This window comes from Pectobacterium nicotianae, assembly GCF_023272715.1.
Classification (GTDB): domain Bacteria; phylum Pseudomonadota; class Gammaproteobacteria; order Enterobacterales; family Enterobacteriaceae; genus Pectobacterium; species Pectobacterium brasiliense.
The window spans coordinates 1,250,605-1,270,659 of sequence record NZ_CP096821.1; the positions used below are offsets into that span (position 1 = coordinate 1,250,605).

General features: G+C 54.4%; 6 protein-coding genes. 4 read left to right on the forward strand and 2 right to left on the reverse strand.

Annotation, left to right across the window (positions count from 1 at the left end):
• Positions 1-13: 13 nt before the first annotated feature.
• Both MYB54_RS05570 and MYB54_RS05575 read left to right on the forward strand, forming a co-directional pair.
• Entirely contained in the window at positions 14-14,626 is a 14,613-nt protein-coding gene (locus MYB54_RS05570) for an Ig-like domain-containing protein (RefSeq protein ID WP_371928270.1), read from the forward strand.
• Between the two features lie 59 nt (positions 14,627-14,685).
• Positions 14,686-15,030 carry a hypothetical protein gene (locus tag MYB54_RS05575; protein ID WP_014916239.1) on the forward strand — a complete coding sequence of 115 codons (345 nt, stop codon included), beginning with the start codon at positions 14,686-14,688 and terminating at the stop codon, positions 15,028-15,030.
• A 167-nt stretch (positions 15,031-15,197) separates the two neighbouring features.
• On the opposite strand, the gene lapD is transcribed toward MYB54_RS05575, so the two are convergent.
• A complete protein-coding gene (gene lapD / locus MYB54_RS05580) occupies positions 15,198-17,150 on the reverse strand; it encodes a cyclic di-GMP receptor LapD (RefSeq protein ID WP_119870755.1) in 1,953 nt (650 codons plus the stop codon).
• 9 nt (positions 17,151-17,159) lie between these two features.
• Positions 17,160-17,849, reverse strand: a complete 690-nt coding sequence (gene lapG / locus MYB54_RS05585; protein ID WP_119870754.1) for a cysteine protease LapG — start codon at positions 17,847-17,849, stop codon at positions 17,160-17,162.
• 353 nt (positions 17,850-18,202) lie between these two features.
• Between lapG and murQ the strand changes: the two genes are divergently transcribed.
• Positions 18,203-19,129: an N-acetylmuramic acid 6-phosphate etherase gene (gene murQ, locus MYB54_RS05590; RefSeq protein WP_039498559.1), complete on the forward strand. Its 927-nt coding sequence runs from the start codon at positions 18,203-18,205 to the stop codon at positions 19,127-19,129.
• Positions 19,130-19,160: 31 nt separating this feature from the next.
• Positions 19,161-19,799 (forward strand): phosphatidylglycerophosphatase C, encoded by a 639-nt coding sequence (gene yfhb, locus MYB54_RS05595; protein WP_010280128.1) that lies wholly within the window; start codon positions 19,161-19,163, stop codon positions 19,797-19,799.
• Positions 19,800-20,055: the final 256 nt, after the last annotated feature.

The following is a 20,055-nucleotide window of genomic DNA, read 5'->3' on the forward strand; positions in this document are numbered from 1 at the left end:
AGGAGAAAGCATTTTGAATAGTGTGATTGGCGTCATTAAATTCGTTATTGGACAAGTTTTTATCGTCGCGCTTGATGGAAGCCAGAGATTGCTGGTTGCTGGCGATCGGGTTTACAGCGGTGAAGAAGTGGTAACTGGCGCTAACGGCGCGGTTTCAATCACATTACCGGACGGCAAAACATTGGATCTGGGGCGTGATAGCCGCTGGAGCGATGTTAGCAATGCGTCCTCTCAGGCCAATGCGGATGTCGCCGATGATGTCGCGGCTATACAAGATGCTATCGCTCAGGGTGCCGACCCAACACAAGTATTAGAAGCGACTGCCGCGGGTAATGACGACACCGGAGAAGCTGGTGACGGCGGCGGTGGACATTTCAACCCAACGGTAGTTCTGAATTTGACGGCCGAGGTCGTGACCACTCCGATTGGCTATGACACCGCTGGCTCATCGTTTACTGACCGAGCCTCGTCCGTTCTGGATGGCGTAGATTCATCTACGTTGCTGCCTGCGGCAACGGATACCACCGATACCACCCCACCTTCTGTCACCATTGTCATAAACAGTGATGGCACAGTAAGTTTCGTCTTCACAAAACCGATCGTTGGTTTTGACCTCAGTGATATCACCGTAACAAACGGCGCAGTAACGAATCTGGTGCAGGATCCTAACGATCCGACTCGCTGGACGGCGACATTGACGCCAGCCTCCAATTTTGAGGGAGAAGTCCGCGTCAGTGTTCCTGACGGCAGTTACACCGATGCTGCGGGCATTCCTGGTACGGGGGGAAGTGAAGCGATAACGGTCGATACTTTGCCCCCTGTCGCCTCAATCTCTATTGATAATGTCACGTCAGATAATGTCATCAACGTTAGTGAGTCAGGCCAGACGATCGCCGTCACCGGTCAGGTTGGTAATGAAGTCAAAGCGGGCGATGCGATCACCGTTACCGTCGGCACGGAAACGTACCAGACGACGGTGAATACCGACGGTAAAACCTGGAGTGTGAATGTTCCCGGTGCTGTACTTGCTGCTAACGGTGATATCTCTGCCAGCGTCACTACGCGTGATAGCGCAGGCAATGTCACGACCGCGAACACCAGCCACGCTTACGGCGTGGATACCGTGGCGCCAGTCGCGTCGATCTCTATTGATAACGTCACATCCGATAACGTGATTAACGCCAGCGAATCGGGTCAGACGATTGCGGTCACCGGTAAAGTCGACAACGACGTTAAAGCAGGTGATGCGGTTACCGTTAAAGTCGGTACCGAGACGTACCAGACGACGGTGAATACTGACGGCAAGACCTGGAGCGTCAATGTTCCCGGTGCTGTACTGGCTGCGAACGGTGATGTCTCAGCTTCGGTCACCACGCGCGATACCGCAGGTAACGTGACTACTGCCAATACCTCGCACGCTTACGGTGTCGATACCGTTGCGCCAATTGCCTCGATCGCTATCGACAATGTCACGTCAGATAACGTTATTAACGTGACCGAGTCCGGCCAGACGATTGCGGTCACCGGTCAGGTCGGCAACGAAGTGAAAGCCGGGGACGCGGTTACCGTCAACGTCGGCACCGAGACGTACCAGACCACCGTCAATGCGGATGGTAAAACCTGGAGCGTGAATGTGCCGGGGTCGGTACTGGCCGCGAATGGCGATATCTCTGCGACGGTCACCACGCGTGATACCGCAGGCAACGCTACTACCGCGAATACCAGTCACACTTACGGTGTCGATACGGTTGCACCAACCGCATCGATATCTATCGACAATGTCACCAGCGATAACGTGATTAACGCCAGCGAATCGGGTCAGACGATTGCGGTCACCGGTAAAGTCGATAACGACGTCAAAGCGGGCGATGTGGTTACCGTTAAAGTCGGTACCGAGACTTTCCAGACCACTGTCAATACCGATGGCAAAACCTGGAGCGTCAACGTTCCAGGAACTGTTCTTGCTGCTAACGGTGATATCTCTGCGTCGGTCACCACACGTGATACCGCAGGCAATGTCACGACTGTGAACACCAGTCACGCTTACGGCGTCGATACGGTGGCACCTGTCGCCTCAATTTCAATTGATAACGTCACGTCCGACAACGTGATTAATGCGACCGAGTCCGGTCAGACCATAGCGGTGACGGGTAAAGTCGATAACGACGTCAAAGCCGGTGATACGGTTACGGTTAAAGTCGGCACCGAGATCTACCAAACCACGGTAAATGCTGACGGTAAAACCTGGAGTGTGAACGTTCCGGGAACAGTTCTTGCTGCTAACGGTGATATCTCCGCCACCGTGACTACCCGTGATACGGCAGGCAATGCCACCACCGCCAACACCAGTCATGCATACGGTGTCGATACCGTTGCACCGGTTGCCTCAATTTCAATTGATGATGTCACCAGCGATAATGTGATTAACGCCAGCGAATCCGGTCAGACGATTGCGGTCACCGGTAAAGTCGGCAATGAAGTGAAGGCGGGTGACGCCATCACCGTTAAAGTCGGTACCGAGACTTACCAGACTACCGTCAATGCGGATGGTAAAACCTGGAGCGTGAATGTTCCCGGTTCTGTACTCGCGGCTAACGGGGATATCTCCGCCAGCGTCACCACCCGCGATACCGCAGATAATGTCACCAGCGCGAATACGACTCACGCTTACAGCGTGGATACCGTTGCACCGACGGCGTCGATCTCTATTGATAACGTCACGTCCGATAACGTGATTAACGCCAGTGAATCGGGTCAGACGATTGCAGTGACGGGTAAAGTCGGTAATGAAGTGAAGGCGGGTGACGCCGTTACCGTTAAAGTCGGTACCGAGACGTACCAGACGACCGTGAATGCCGATGGCAAAACCTGGAGCGTCAATGTGCCGGGCGCTGTGCTGGCAGCGAATGGCGATATCTCTGCTACCGTGACCACACGCGATACCGCAGGCAATGTCACCACCGCCAATACCAGCCACGCTTATGGCGTCGATACCGTCGCGCCAGTGGCATCGATCTCTATTGATAACGTCACGTCCGATAACGTGATTAACGCCAGTGAATCTGGCCAGACGATTGCGGTGACCGGTAAAGTCGATAGCGATGTAAAAGCGGGTGATGCGGTTACCGTAAAAGTCGGCACAGAAACCTACCAGACCACCGTCAATACCGATGGCAAGACCTGGAGCGTCAACGTACCGGGTTCGGTGTTGGCAGCGAACAGTGATGTGAGCGCGACAGTGACCACGCGTGATACGGCGGGCAACGTCACGACCGTGAACACCAGTCACACTTACGGTGTCGATACGGTTGCGCCGGTGGCGTCGATCTCTGTCGATAACGTCACGTCCGATAACGTGATCAATGCGATCGAATCCGGCCAGACCATTGCTGTGACCGGTAAAGTCGATAACGACGTCAAAGCGGGCGATGCGGTTACGGTTAAAGTCGGCACCGAGACCTACCAGACGACGGTGAATACCGACGGTAAAACCTGGAGCGTGAATGTTCCCGGTGCTGTACTGGCTGCTAACGGTGATGTGAGTGCGACGGTCACCACGCGTGATACGGCAGGCAACGTCACGACTGCGAACACGAATCACACTTATGGTGTTGATACTGTTGCACCAACCGCATCGATTGCTATCGACAACATCACCAGCGATAACGTAATTAACGCTACCGAATCCGGACAGACAATTTCCGTCACCGGTCAGGTCGGCAATGAAGTCAAAGCGGGCGATGTGGTTACCGTTAAAGTCGGTACCGAGACCTACCAGACCACCGTCAATGCGGATGGTAAAACTTGGAGTGTCAACGTACCGGGGTCGGTACTGGCAGCGAATGGTGATGTGAGTGCGACGGTCACGACACGCGATACCGCAGGTAACGCTACTACCGCCAATACCAGCCACACTTACGGTGTGGATACTGTTGCGCCGGTGGCGTCGATCTCTATTGATAACGTCACGTCCGATAACGTGATTAACGCGACCGAATCCGGCCAGACCATTGCCGTCACCGGTAAAGTCGATAACGACGTGAAAGCGGGCGATGCGATCACGGTTAAAGTGGGCATGGAAACGTACCAGACCACGGTGAATGCCGACGGCAAAACCTGGAGCGTGGACGTTCCCGGTTCTGTACTGGCGGCTAATGGCGATATCTCAGCTTCGGTCACCACCCGTGATACCGCGGGCAACGTGACTACGGCGAATACCAGTCATGCTTACGGCGTCGATACGGTGGCACCTGTCGCTTCAATTTCAATTGATGATGTCACCAGCGATAACGTGATTAACGCGACCGAGTCCGGCCAGACGATAGCGGTGACGGGTAAAGTCGGCAATGAAGTGAAGGCGGGCGACGCGGTTACCGTCAAAGTCGGCAGCGAGACGTACCAGACCACCGTCAATACCGATGGCAAAACCTGGAGCGTCAATGTTCCCGGTGCTGTACTGGTCGCCAATGGCGATATCTCCGCCAGCGTGACCACGCGTGACGCCGCAGGCAATGTCACCACCGCGAATACGACTCACGCTTACAGCGTGGATACCGTCGCGCCAACCGCATCGATATCTATCGACAATGTCACCAGCGATAACGTGATTAACGCCAGCGAATCGGGTCAGACCATTGCGGTCACCGGTAAAGTCGATAACGACGTGAAAGCGGGCGATGCGGTTACCGTCAAAGTCGGCACAGAAACCTACCAGACCACCGTGAATGCCGATGGCAAAACCTGGAGTGTCAACGTCCCAGGATCCGTGCTGGCAGCCAATGGTGATATCTCAGCTTCGGTCACCACACGTGATACCGCAGGTAATGCCACTACCGCGAACACCAGTCACACTTATGGTGTGGATACGGTTGCGCCGGTTGCGTCTATCGCTATCGATAACGTCACCAGCGATAACGTGATCAATGCGACCGAGTCCGGCCAGACCATTGCGGTCACCGGTCAGGTTGGCAATGAAGTCAAAGCGGGTGATGCGGTTACCGTAAAAGTCGGTACCGAGACTTACCAGACCACCGTCAATGCGGACGGCAAAACCTGGAGTGTGAATGTTCCCGGTTCTGTGCTGGCAGCGAACGGTGATGTCTCAGTCTCGGTCACCACGCGTGATACCGCCGGTAACGTCACGACTGCGAACACCAGCCACACATACAGCGTGGATACGGTGGCACCAACCGCATCGATTACCATCGATAACGTCACTGCCGATAACGTGATTAATGCCAGTGAATCCGGCCAGACCATTGCCGTGACGGGTAAAGTCGATAACGACGTCAAAGTGGGCGATGCGGTTACGGTTAAAGTGGGCACGGAAACGTACCAGACGACGGTGAATGCCGATGGTAAAACTTGGAGCGTCAATATTCCCGGTTCTGTACTTGCTGCTAACGGTGATATCTCCGCCAGCGTCACTACGCGTGATACGGCAGGCAATGTCACCACAGCGAACACCAGCCACGCTTACGGTGTGGATACGGTTGCGCCGGTTGCTTCAATCTCTATTGATAACGTCACGTCCGATAACGTGATCAACGCGACCGAGTCCGGCCAGACCATCGCCGTGACTGGTCAGGTCGGTAATGAAGTGAAAGCGGGTGATGCGGTTACCGTTAAAGTCGGCACCGAGACCTACCAGACGACGGTGAATACCGATGGCAAGAGCTGGAGCGTGAATATTCCCGGTGCTGTACTGGCAGCTAACGGTGATATCTCTGCTTCGGTCACCACGCGCGATACCGCAGGTAACGTCACCACTGCCAATACCAGCCACACTTACGGCGTGGATACGGTTGCTCCGGTTGCTTCAATTTCAATTGATGATGTCACTTCCGACAATGTCATCAATGCTTCTGAATCCGGCCAGACCATAGCCGTCACCGGTAAAGTCGATAACGACGTCAAAGCAGGCGATGCGGTTACCGTTAAAGTCGGCACAGAAACCTATCAGACGACCGTCAATACCGATGGTAAAACCTGGAGCGTGAACGTTCCCGGTTCTGTGCTGGCAGCGAACGGTGATGTGAGTGCCGCGGTCATCACAAGCGATACGGCAGGCAATGTCACCACCGCCAATACCAGCCACGCTTACGGCGTGGATACGGTGGCACCAGTCGCGTCGATTGCTATCGATAATGTCACGTCAGATAACGTGATTAACGCCAGCGAATCCGGCCAGACCATAGCCGTCACCGGTAAAGTCGATAACGACGTCAAAGCGGGTGACGCGGTTACCGTCAAAGTCGGTACCGAGACGTACCAGACAACGGTCAATATTGATGGCAAAACCTGGAGCGTGAATGTTCCGGGATCGGTACTTGCTGCTAACGGTGATATCTCAGCGACTGTTACCACGCGTGATACCGCAGGCAACGCTACCACAGCGAACACCAGCCACACTTACGGTGTCGATACCGTTGCGCCAATTGCCTCGATCGTTATCGACAATGTCACGTCAGATAACGTTATTAACGCGACTGAATCCGGCCAGACCATAGCCGTGACCGGTAAAGTTGATAACGACGTCAAAGCAGGCGATGCGGTTACCGTTAAAATCGGTACCGAGACGTACCAGACGACCGTGAATACCGATGGCAAGACCTGGAGTGTGAATGTTCCCGGTTCTGTACTGGCTGCTAACGGCGATATCTCTGCGACGGTCACCACGCGTGATACCGCCGGTAACGTCACGACTGCCAATACCTCGCACGCTTACGGTGTCGATACGGTTGCGCCGGTAGCGTCGATCTCTATTGATAACGTCACGTCGGATAACGTGATTAACACCACCGAATCGGGTCAGACGATTGCGGTGACCGGTCAGGTCGGCAATGAAGTGAAAGCGGGCGATGCGATCACCGTTACCGTTGGCACGGAAACCTACCAGACCACCGTCAATACCGACGGCAAGACCTGGAGCATCAATGTTCCGGGCTCCGTGCTGGCCGCCAATGGTGATATTTCTGCTTCGGTCACTACCCGTGATACCGCAGGCAACGCTACTACCGCCAATACCAGCCACGCTTACGGCGTGGATACGGTTGCGCCGGTAGCGTCGATCTCTATTGATAACGTCACGTCGGATAACGTGATTAACGCCACCGAATCGGGTCAGACGATTGCGGTCACCGGTCAGGTCGGTAATGAAGTGAAAGCGGGTGATGCGGTTACCGTCAAAGTCGGTACCGAAACCTATCAGACGACCGTGAATACCGACGGTAAAACCTGGAGCGTGAATGTTCCGGGATCGGTACTGGCCGCGAATGGTGATGTCAGTGCGACCGTCACGACACGCGATACCGCAGGCAACGTCACGACCGCGAATACCAGCCACACTTACGGTGTCGATACGGTTGCACCTGTGGCGTTAATCTCTGTCGATAACGTCACCAGCGATAACGTGATTAACGCCAGCGAGTCCGGCCAGACGATTGCCGTGACGGGGCAGGTCGGCAACGAAGTCAAAGCGGGCGATGCGGTTACCGTTAAAGTCGGTACTGAGACCTACCAGACCACCGTCAATGCGGATGGTAAAACCTGGAGCGTCAACGTACCGGGTTCGGTGCTGGCTGCGAATGGTGATGTGAGTGCGACCGTCACGACACGCGATACCGCAGGTAACGCTACTACCGCCAATACCAGCCACACTTACGGTGTGGATACCGTTGCACCGACGGCGTCGATCTCTATTGACGATGTGACGTCGGATAACGTCATCAATGCCAGCGAGTCCGGCCAGACGATTGCCGTGACGGGGCAGGTCGGCAACGAAGTGAAAGCCGGGGATGCAGTCACGATCAAAGTCGGCACGGAAACGTACCAGACCACGGTGAATACCGACGGCAAGACCTGGAGTGTGAACGTACCGGGTTCGGTGCTGGCCGCGAATGGCGATATCTCGGCGACCGTCACCACCCGCGATACCGCAGGCAATGTCACGACTGCCAATACCAGTCACACTTACGGCGTGGATACCGTCGCGCCGGTTGCTTCAATTTCAATTGATAATGTCACTTCCGACAATGTCATCAATGCTTCCGAATCCGGTCAGACGATTTCCGTCACCGGTCAGGTCGGTAATGAAGTCAAAGCGGGTGACGCGGTTACGGTTAAAGTCGGTACCGAGACCTACCAGACCACTGTCAATACCGATGGCAAAACCTGGAGCGTGAACGTTCCTGGCTCTGTTTTAGCGGCGAACGGTGATATCTCAGCTTCGGTCACCACGCGCGATACCGCAGGTAACGTGACTACCGCGAATACCAGCCACACTTACGGTGTGGATACCATTGCGCCAACCGCATCGATCTCTATTGATAATGTCACGTCGGATAACGTGATTAATGCCAGTGAGTCAGGACAGACCATTGCTGTGACCGGTAAAGTCGATAACGACGTGAAAGCGGGCGATGCCATTACGGTTAAAGTCGGTACCGAAACCTACCAGACCACGGTGAATACCGACGGTAAAACCTGGAGCGTGAATGTTCCCGGTTCTGTACTTGCTGCTAACGGCGATATCTCTGCTTCGGTCACCACGCGTGATACCGCCGGCAATGTCACCACAGCCAATACCAGCCACGCTTACGGTGTGGATACGGTTGCGCCAACCGCATCGATCTCTATTGATAATGTCACGTCAGATAACGTGATTAATGCCAGTGAGTCAGGGCAGAACATTGCGGTGACCGGTAAAGTTGATAACGACGTCAAAGCCGGTGATGCGGTTACCGTTAAAGTCGGTACCGAGACGTACCAGACCACCGTGAATACCGACGGCAAAACCTGGAGCGTCAACGTTCCCGGTTCTGTACTGGCAGCGAACGGTGATGTGAGTGCGACCGTCACCACCCGCGATACGGCTGGCAATGTCACCACCGCGAATACCAGCCACGCTTACGGTGTAGACACCGTCGCACCGACGGCGTCGATCTCTATTGACGATGTGACGTCGGATAACGTCATCAACGCCAATGAGTCAGGCCAGACGATCGCCGTCACGGGGCAGGTCGGTAATGAAGTCAAAGCCGGTGATGCGATCACGGTTAAAGTCGGTACCGAGACCTACCAGACGACCGTCAATACCGACGGTAAGACCTGGAGCGTGAATGTTCCGGGATCGGTACTGGCTGCTAACGGTGATATCTCCGCCAGTGTCACTACGCGCGATAGCGCAGGCAATGTCACGACTGCCAATACCAGCCACACTTACGGTGTCGATACCGTTGCGCCAACGGCTTCCATTACTATCGATAATGTCACGTCCGATAACGTGATCAATGCTTCCGAGTCCGGCCAGACGATCGCCGTCACCGGTCAGGTCGGCAATGAAGTCAAAGCGGGTGACGCGGTTACGGTTAAAGTCGGTACCGAGACCTACCAGACAACCGTGAATACCGATGGCAAAACCTGGAGCGTGAATGTTCCGGGGTCAGTGCTGGCAGCGAATAGTGATGTGAGTGCCACGGTCACCACACGCGATACCGCAGGCAATGTCACCACGGCGAACACCAGTCATGCTTACGGTGTCGATACCGTTGCACCAGTCGCTTCAATTTCAATTGATGATGTCACCAGCGATAACGTGATTAACGCCAGCGAATCCGGTCAGACGATTGCGGTGACGGGTAAAGTCGGTAATGAAGTCAAAGCGGGCGATGCGGTTACCGTAAAAGTCGGCACCGAGACGTACCAGACGACCGTGAATACGGATGGCAAGACCTGGAGCGTGAATGTTCCCGGTTCTGTACTGGCTGCGAATGGTGATGTCAGTGCGACCGTCACGACACGCGATACTGCTGGCAACGTCACGACCGCGAACACCAGCCACACTTACGGTGTGGATACGGTTGCACCGGTGGCGTCGATCGCTATTGATAACGTCACGTCGGATAACGTGATTAACGCGACCGAGTCCGGTCAGACGATTGCGGTGACGGGTAAAGTCGGTAATGAAGTGAAAGCGGGTGATGCGGTTACCGTTAAAGTCGGTAACGAGACCTACCAGACAACCGTCAATGCCGACGGCAAAACCTGGAGCGTCAACGTTCCCGGTGCTGTACTGGCTGCTAACGGCGATGTGAGCGCGACGGTCACCACGCGTGATACCGCGGGCAACGCTACCACCGCGAATACCTCTCACACTTACGGCGTCGATACGGTTGCACCAACCGCATCGATATCTATCGATAATGTCACGTCCGATAACGTGATTAACTCTGCCGAATCGGGCCAGACGATTGCGGTGACGGGGAAAGTTGGCAACGAAGTCAAAGCGGGTGATGCGGTTACCGTTAAAGTCGGTACCGAGACGTACCAGACGACGGTGAATACCGACGGCAAAACCTGGAGCGTCAATGTGCCGGGATCCGTGCTGGCGGCCAATGGCGATATCTCCGCCACCGTGACTACCCGTGATACCGCGGGTAACGTCACTACGGCGAATACCAGTCACACTTACGGTGTCGATACCGTTGCGCCAGTCGCGTCGATCTCTGTCGACAATGTCACCTCGGATAACGTGATTAACGCCAGCGAATCGGGTCAGACGATTGCGGTGACGGGTCAGGTTGGCAACGAAGTCAAAGCGGGTGACGCGGTTACCGTTAAAGTCGGTACCGAGACCTATCAGACCACCGTCAATACCGACGGCAAAACCTGGAGCGTGAATGTTCCCGGTTCCGTACTGGCCGTTAATGGCGATATCTCCGCTAGCGTGACCACGCGTGACGCCGCAGGCAATGTCACCACCGCGAATACGACTCACGCTTACGGCGTGGATACCGTTGCACCAACGGCGTCGATTACTATCGACGATGTGACGTCTGATAACGTCATCAATGCCAGCGAATCCGGGCAGACGATAGCGGTGACGGGTAAAGTCGATAACGACGTCAAAGCCGGTGATACGGTTACGGTTAAAGTCGGCACCGAGATCTACCAAACCACGGTAAATGCTGACGGTAAAACCTGGAGTGTGAATGTTCCGGGAACTGTTCTTGCTGTAAACAGCGATATCTCTGCGTCGGTCACCACCCGTGATACGGCAGGTAATGCCACCATTGCTAATACCAGTCATGCTTACGGTGTTGATACCGTCGCGCCAACTGCTTCCATTACTATTGACAATGTCACCTCGGATAACGTGATTAACGCGACCGAATCGGGTCAGACCATTGCGGTGACGGGTAAAGTCGATAACGACGTCAAAGCGGGCGATGCGGTTACCGTCAAAGTCGGCACCGAGACCTACCAGACCACCGTCAATACCGATGGCAAGACCTGGAGCGTCAACGTACCGGGGTCGATGCTGGCAGCGAATGGCGATATCTCCGCCACCGTGACTACCCGTGATACCGCAGGCAACGTCACCACTGCGAACAGCAGTCACACTTACGGTGTGGATACCGTTGCGCCAATCGCGTCAATCTCAATTGATAACGTCACGTCTGACAACGTGATTAATGCGACCGAATCCGGTCAGACGATTGCGATCACCGGTCAGGTCGGTAATGAAGTCAAAGCGGGCGATGCCATTACGGTTAAAGTCGGCACGGAAACCTATCAGACGACAGTGAATACCGATGGTAAAACCTGGAGCGTGAATGTTCCCGGTTCTGTACTCGCGGCTAACGGGGATATCTCCGCCAGCGTCACCACCCGCGATACCGCAGGTAATGTCACCAGCGCGAATACGACTCACGCTTACAGCGTGGATACTGTTGCACCGACGGCGTCGATCTCTATCGATAACGTCACGTCCGATAACGTGATTAACGCCAGTGAATCGGGTCAGACGATTGCGGTAACCGGTAAAGTTGGTAATGAAGTCAAAGCGGGCGATGCGGTTACGGTGAAAGTCGGCACCGAAACGTACCAGACGACGGTGAATACCGATGGAAAAACCTGGAGCGTGAATGTGCCGGGCTCGGTGCTGGCTGCGAATGGTGATGTCAGTGCGACCGTCACGACACGCGATACCGCAGGCAACGTCACGACCGCGAACACGAATCACACTTATGGTGTTGATACCGTTGCACCAGTCGCATCGATATCTATCGACAATGTCACGTCCGATAACGTGATTAACGCTAATGAATCCAGACAAACGATCCCTGTTACCGGAAAAGTCGGCAATGAGGTTAGGGCAGGCGATAGCGTCACGGTGAAAGTCGGCACCGAAACCTACCAGACGACGGTGAATAACGACGGTAAAACCTGGAGTGTCAATGTTCCCGGTTCGGTACTGGCGGCTAACAGTGACATTAGCGCCAGCGTGACCACGCGTGATGCGGCGGGGAACGCCACCACGGCGAATACCCATCATGCGTACAGCGTGGATACGACCGCACCAGAAATTGATATTACGAATTTCGCGGGTAACGATGGCTACGTTAGCCAAAGTGAGTCGAAAAACACTCTGGTCAGCGGCACGAGCAACGAGAAGAAGGTCGATCTGGTCTTTACCGACGTGAATGGTAAGTCGGTTACGCTGCATGATGTGCCCGTGACGAACGGAAAATGGCAGACGAATGTCGATCTGGGCACGTTAGCGGAAGGCAAGATTACCGCAGGAGCGACGGCAACCGATGCGGCAGGTAATCAGGCGCATGATAACAGTCAGGCTATCATGGATATTACGCCGCCAGCCGCACACAACAACACGGTGTCTGGTACGGAAGACACGCCGCTGCACATTGGCTGGAGCGATCTAGGTGTATCGAGCGATACCACAAGCATCGTGATTTCGTCTCTGCCGCCTGCTGCCGCTGGCACGCTTTATTTTAATGATAACGGGAGTTGGAAAGCCGTCACCGTTGGACAATCCTTTACGGCGGGCAACACCGATCTACGCTTTACACCAGCGAGTAATGTCTCTGGCGCCGCGCTGGGGGACATTGCTTACCGCCCTGTCGATAGCGCAGGAAACACGGGCGATAAAGCCGCGCTGCACATTGGTATTACGCCAGTCGCCGATGCGCCAGTCGTAAGCCTGAGCACCTCCAGCGTGACCACGACGCCAGCTTCTGCGGAAGTCATTAAGGTGAATGGCGGAAGCGCGAACGGTGGTTTTGACGTGCAGAACGGAAAAATCGTCGCGGTGGGCAACGGCGTCCGCGTCTGGCTGACCGAGGGGGATTCTGTCCCTACCGTAGTCGGCAACGGGAAGGTGGCGTACTACAGTCAGGGCAATACCAGCGGGGATGGCAATTACAGCGATATCTTCGTTGTGCACTCCAACAGCGGCTATTTTTATCGTCAGAGCGACTGGGCGGCCGATCGTAAGGATCACCGCGATCTGGATTCATTCAACGGTAACCGGACCAATAACGGCAACAACGCGCATTCTGACTATGTTTTCGTCATCAAGGAAACGGGCTACACCTATAACGCGACCTATAGCACGAACAACAACGCGAATACGTCGGTCAACACGCTGGATGGACTGAAGGTTAATTATACCGATAGCAGTGGCAAGTCAGGCTCGTTTACGAGGCAGGTTAGCAACAATATCGAAGGCGTGATCTACAGCGATGGATCGACGTATACCCCCGGTACCAATAGCGCGTCGGTGGAAAAAGTCCCCGGTCAGGCGGGAAAACAGACCTATACGCTCGATGTTTCAGCAGCATTGACAGACCGCGACGGTAGCGAAACGCTGTCGGGGATTAGGTTGACGGGGATCCCAACGGGAACGGTGTTGACCGACCAGATTAATAACGTGAAGTATACCGTCGGTGCTGATGGTTCATACCTGATTCAAAATGCGCACAACGCCCAGACGCTGGCCGGAAAAATCACGCTTGAGGTGCCCGCCGACGCGGGTAAATTGAATGTCGTGGCGCAGGCGACATCGACAGAAATGGGCAACCACGATACGGCAACCGGCTATTCGGCGGAAGGTGCTGAACAGTATGGGCTGAGTGTCGGTGCGGCGGGCAATGACACGATGTCCGGCACCTATAATGATGATGTGCTGTTTGGCGATGTCGTGTCGTTCCCTAATATCGACGGTAACGGCATTGCGGCTTTGCAGAACTACATTGGCAAACAGTTAGGCATGCAAACGGGCGTTCCGACGACGAAGGACATGCATAACTATATTGCTGCGCACAGTTCAGAGTTTGATCTGTCGTCGTCGAAGGGGGGGAATGACATACTCAATGGCGGCGACGGAGATGATATTCTCTTCGGCCAGAGAGGAAATGACACCCTCTATGGTGGGGCGGGGAATGACCTGCTCTATGGCGGCAGCGGAGACGACATCCTGATTGGTGGCGCGGGGGGCGATACGCTCATCGGCGGCGCGGGTGCGGATACCTTTAAGTGGCAGGCTGGCGATATCGGCAACGATGTGATCAAAGACTTCAATGCCAAAGAAGGTGACCGGATTGATTTAAGCGATCTGGTTGGCGAACTGGAGGAAGGTACCGATATCAGCCGCTATATTCGCATCACCGATAATCATGGTTCACCGACGATTGAAGTGAGCACCGCGGGGAACTTTACGGCGGATAAAGGCGGAACGGTTGCAGTGTCGATTACGTTGGAACACTATAACGGTGCATTGCCGTCGCTTGAAAGTCTGGTCAGCAAGCCAGAACCGTCTAGCTGACGAAAAGGGGGAGTCTGCTCGACTCCTTTCTTTATCAAAAACTTAGAAGGTCTCCGAAAATGTTTTATATCCAGCGCGACAGTGATGGCCACCTGATGAAGGTAGAAAAGAGTCCTTTTCCTGAAATGAACGGTGAACTGTCCGATGATTCGCGTGAGGCGCAGGCCTGGTTCCGTAGTCATCAGGCAGCGATGTCCAGTCTCCAGCAACTGCGGCAAAGCGATCTGGAAATGGTGCGTGTGCTGGAGGATTTAATTCAGGTTTTGATTCAGAAAGGCGTGGTCAGCATTACCGATTTCCCTCAGGCGGCGCAGCTGAAGTTGATCAACCGTGCGCAGGCACGTGAAGCGCTGAATGGCGGGTTGAACAAGCTGATTGGCGACGATGAAGAGACCATGTTTTAAAAACGTACTGTTTTAAAGGCTTACTGTTTTAAAAACATAACGCTTTAAAAACATAATGCTTTAAAGAAGAAATCATCCCTTAACATGCCGTTCAGCTGTTTCCGGCTTCTCACTATCGTAGTGAGAAGCCGGGGTCGTTAAACGTCGTTAGCCAAAATGATGTGGTATCAGATTCTCACCGCTGGCACCGGTTCACCCAGCAGCCGTCCCATCGCGCCCTGTAATCCCATCTCCTGAAGCACTTTCAGCTCACCTGCGGTTTCAACACGTTCAGCGATAAGCGGCAGGGCAATACTGTTGGTGGCGCGATACAGCGCTTCGATAAACATTTGTTTATCGTCTTCCTGATCGATATTGCGGATGTAGCTGCCATCGACTTTCAGGTAAGCCAGCCCCCATTGCGACAGGTTGCCGATCATATTAAAGCGCCCGCCAAAATGCTGTAGCCCCAGCGCACAGCCATGTTCATTCAGCAGCTTGATTAAGGCTTCCAGTTGGGCACTGTCTGGCAATTGGTTCTCATCCAGCTCCAGAATCAGCCGTCTGGCGACGTTAGGCTGATGCTTCAACGGGGCAAGCAGATCGGCAAGCAGGTGAAGATTCAGAACCGTGGTGCCGGACAGGCTCAGCGCTAGATTGCCGTCGTGCTGACGAAGATAGTCCAGCACTTCGCGCAGCATAGTCTGATCCAGACGGGTATCCCAACCAAAGCGTTGGATCCACGGCAGGAAGCGGCCTGCCGCGATGCTGTTCCCTTGCTCATCCTGAATACGTGCCAGTACTTTGTGATGCAGCACCTGACTGGGATCGTCACAGGCGACGACCGGTTGTAGGAAAAGCTGCAAGCGTTCCTGTTCCAAAATGGGATCGAGCAGGTTAAACCACATATGGCGATCGGTTTCGACCTGTTCGGCACTGATGGCTGGAATCTCGTGAGGTGCGGTGGTATCGGTATTACTTTCGGCTCGCGTGAGCGCCTGATCGCCTTGAATAAACAGGGATTGCGCGGTGTCGCCGGGGCGGAAAGGCACCATGCCGAATTGGGCGACAGGGGAAATGTCGGTTTCGCCTGTCAGATGCAACGTTTCGATGTTGCGCGTCAGCTCGCCAATCAGCGCATAGGCTTCTTTATCGACCAACCCCGGGCAGAACAGTGCAAACTCCCCGCCGCGGATACGTGCCAGAAGACTTTCTGCATTGGTATGCTGCTTTTGCGTGTTACGTAGAATATGCCCGACGGAAGCTAATAGCGCATCGGTGCGCTGCCCGCCCAGCCGCTGATTCATCCCCGCCAGATCCTGAACGCGAATCATAATAAGGAAGCCGGGGGCGGTTTCTTCGTCGGCCAGCTTGTCGTTGAACTGCATGTCAAACGCGCGACGGTTATTCAATCCGGTTTGAGGGTCCTGATAGGCTTCTTGACGTAAGCGTTCGCTCCGTTCCGCCTCTTCTTCAAACAGCGTTTTGAGCTTGCTAACCATCAGGTTCATCGCCTGTGCGACGCGGCGAAACTCGGGTGTATTGGGCAAATCCGGCTGGCTAAGGAATTCACGACGGGTAATTGCCAGCGACTGATCGACAATATAATCCAGCGGACGTAGCTGGCGGCGCAGGAACAGCGCGCCGAGTAACACGCCCAGCGTGCCGCAGCCGAGCAGCCACAGGAAAGAGGCCGTACTGCTGCGCCACAGCCGCGTCACCGCGAACATCGGATGGCTGACGACTTCGACTTTTGCCGCCTGTTCCCAGCCGCGCATCACGATGGCTTCGCCCGCACCGGGTTGCAGGTTCACTAACTGAACAAACCAGCGCGGTACGTCAGGGATATCCGGCGATGCAGTGCGTTCCAGCGTGACGCTGCCGGTTTTTAAATCCCGCACGCGGATACTGGAAAAGTAGCCGCTGTCGAAAATCGAGCTGACCATCAGTTCCACCATGGCCGGGTCATCGATATTCGGCGTCAGGGAAAGACCCAGTGCGGTAGCGGCATCCTGCGCGTGAGAGTGAAGCTGGTTATTGTACTGTTCACGCGAATTTTCCAGGCTGACGAAAAAACTCCCGCTGAAAATAATTAGCACAAACAGGCAGATGGCTATCAGTAATTGTTTGTATAGAGACATAGCCTACCCTTACTCCTCAATTGAAAACCCTTCGGCACGCATTTTGGTTAATACATCCTGCCAGCGTGAAAGTCGTTTACTGTCACCTACGCGTTTGTTGCTGCCGCTGGCACCGGGCAGCCAGAGGCCTCCGCCATTAAAGGCGTACACCGGAATTAAATCAGTGCGCTCTGTCGCGGGTTGGATCTTGTCGGTCAGATTATCCAGCACCAGCGGAATCGAGGTTGGCGTGGGATAATAGGTGACCACCATATGCGCCTTATTCAGACGCAGGGCTTTAACATAGGTAATACGTAATTTGTCCGCCGGGACGCCTAAATGGCGCAGAGTAAAATACTTGGCAAGCGCATAATCTTCGCAGTCTCCGGCACCTTTACGCAGCGCTTCAATCGGCGTAGCCCAGTAATCTTCCTGATTCCAGACGACAATATCATCGCGAAACAGCATACGGTCATTGAAAAATTGGTTCACGCTACTCAGCAGAGCCTTTTCCTCTTTGTTGAGGGAATTGGCCAAGAGCGTCTGCCATTCATCTATTCGGCGGCGAGCATCGGGCGTTGCCGGGCCATAAAGCTGCTCGGTTCGCTGATTAATGGTAATAAAATCCCAGTCCGCACGTAGGGAACCCGCCAGCAGAAACAGCAGACAGCTAATAAAGAAAAGCGTGTAACTGGAGAGTCTGAACCTGGAGAGTCGCACTGAGGTTTCTCTGTTTACCTTGCGAGATGAATGTGGAGGGTTAATTCGATGCAGAATAGCGTACTTTCACAGCTCTCAAAAGCATATATACCCCAAATAATTCGAGTTTCAGGAAGGCGGCAAGAGAAGGAATCTCGATGAGCTTACTGAGGTAAGTGATTCGGGTGACTGACAAATTTGCCAGAGGCAGATTTGAACGCTGCTTGCAGCGGCCCCAACGGGGCGAGGTCCACGTGAGTGGGCCGAGTAGCGCAGCCAACGCACATGCAACTTGAAGTATGACGGGTATAGTGGTGAAAATGATTGTTTGTCATAAGCGTGCAAAACGCTGGCATAAAGCATGAGGTAGCAGAATGCGTTCAGATGTGATGGATGGAGAGAATCTTAATTTAGGGAAGTTGGTTTCCGAAACTCGGAATCCGGCGACGATGGCGCTGGATCAGCTCTCTACGCTGGAGATGATGCACGCGTTTAATCAGGAAGATCGGAAAGTGCCTGAAGCCATTGCGCAGGTTTTACCTGCGATTGCCGAGGCTGTCGATCTGGCAACGGCCTCGTTGCAGGAGGGTGGGCGGCTAATCTATCTGGGCGCGGGGACCAGCGGCCGTTTGGGCGTACTGGATGCCTCAGAGTGTCCGCCGACGTTTGGCGTGCCACACGGGCTGGTTATCGGGTTGATCGCCGGTGGGCCGGGTGCGTTGCTTAAGGCAGTTGAAGGTGCGGAAGACGACCCTGCACTCGGTGAGGCGGATTTAAAAGCGCTGGATGTCACCGCGGCGGATATGGTTGTCGGCCTTGCGGCATCAGGCCGGACGCCGTATGTGATTGGCGCATTGCGCTATGCGCGTGACGTTGGCTGCCGGACAGCGGCGATCTCCTGTAATCCGCATTCACCCATCGCACTGGAAGCGCAGGTAGCGATTTCTCCGGTGGTTGGCCCGGAAGCGTTAACGGGGTCGACGCGCTTGAAGTCGGGAACGGCGCAAAAACTCGTCCTGAATATGATTTCTACCGGCGCAATGGTTAAGCTGGGAAAGGTGTACCAGAATTTGATGGTCGATGTGAAGGCAACCAACGTGAAGCTGTTGGACCGGGCTTGCCGTATTGTGGTTGAAGCGACGGGTGCCGAGCGGGAAAAGGCGCGGCAGGCGCTGGTGCAGGCAGATAATGAGGTTAAGCCTGCAATTCTGATGCTTCTGGCTAATATTGACGTGACAGCGGCGCGTGAGCGCCTGAAACAACACAACGGTTATCTGCGTGAGGCGCTGATTGGCGGATAAAATTATCTTGGTGTAAGTCGGGAGAAATGTTTTGAGTGATAAGCGAGAGCAACGCATTGTTTTTTTTGATCTGGATGGCACGTTGCATCAGCAGGACATGTTTGGCAGCTTTTTGCGTTTTTTACTTCGTCGGCTGCCGTTAAATCTCGTTCTGGTGATCCCGCTATTACCTCTTATCGGGCTGGGGCTACTGATTCGCGGTCGTGCGGCCCGGTGGCCGATGAGCTGGCTGCTGTGGGCGATTACGTTTGGGCGTGATGAAGACGAGCTGGTTCAACTGGAAAAGCAGTTTGTCGGCGCGTTTCGTCATGATGTCATTCCATTTCCGCAGGTTCAGCAGCGGCTGAAAACCTATCTTGAAGACAGTGATGCACAGGTCTGGCTGGTGACGGGATCGCCGCAGCGGCTGGTGGAACAGGTCTATCATGATTCGCCTTTTCTGCCCGGTGTTCGTCTGATGGGAAGCCAGATTACGCGCCGCTACGGCGGCTGGGTATTAACGCTGCGCTGTCTCGGACATGAAAAAGTGGCACAGATGGAGCAGCGTCTTGGCGCACCGCTCAAGCTCTACAGTGGTTACAGCGACAGCAAACAGGACAACCCGCTGCTCTATTTTTGCGAACACCGCTGGCGAGTCACCCCCGAAGGTAGCCTGCAACAGCTGGAATGATTTTTTCATCCTTTCATCTGATTTTTCATCTCTTCATATAGGTATAATGCGCCGCCAAAATATGAATAATAAGGGCCTATTCCAGTAGGCGTTTATTGGCGCAGCCAGTTTGGACTCGGACAGCGCGGAAAAACCGGAGCGTACACGTAGTACGTGAGGATTTTGAGCACTGCCCAGGTTCAAAATGGCAAGTGAAATAGCCCTAATGGGATAGGTTCTAAGTGAGGAAACGTGGTTAACCTGCGTAACGATGAAT

Excerpts from the sequence above, each read along its gene's own strand:
- MYB54_RS05575 (WP_014916239.1), top strand. The coding sequence starts at position 14,686 with ATGTTTTATATCCAGCGCGACAGTGATGGCCACCTGATGAAGGTAGAA.
- murQ (WP_039498559.1), top strand. The coding sequence starts at position 18,203 with ATGCGTTCAGATGTGATGGATGGAGAGAATCTTAATTTAGGGAAGTTG.
- lapD (WP_119870755.1), bottom strand. The coding sequence starts at position 17,150 with ATGTCTCTATACAAACAATTACTGATAGCCATCTGCCTGTTTGTGCTA.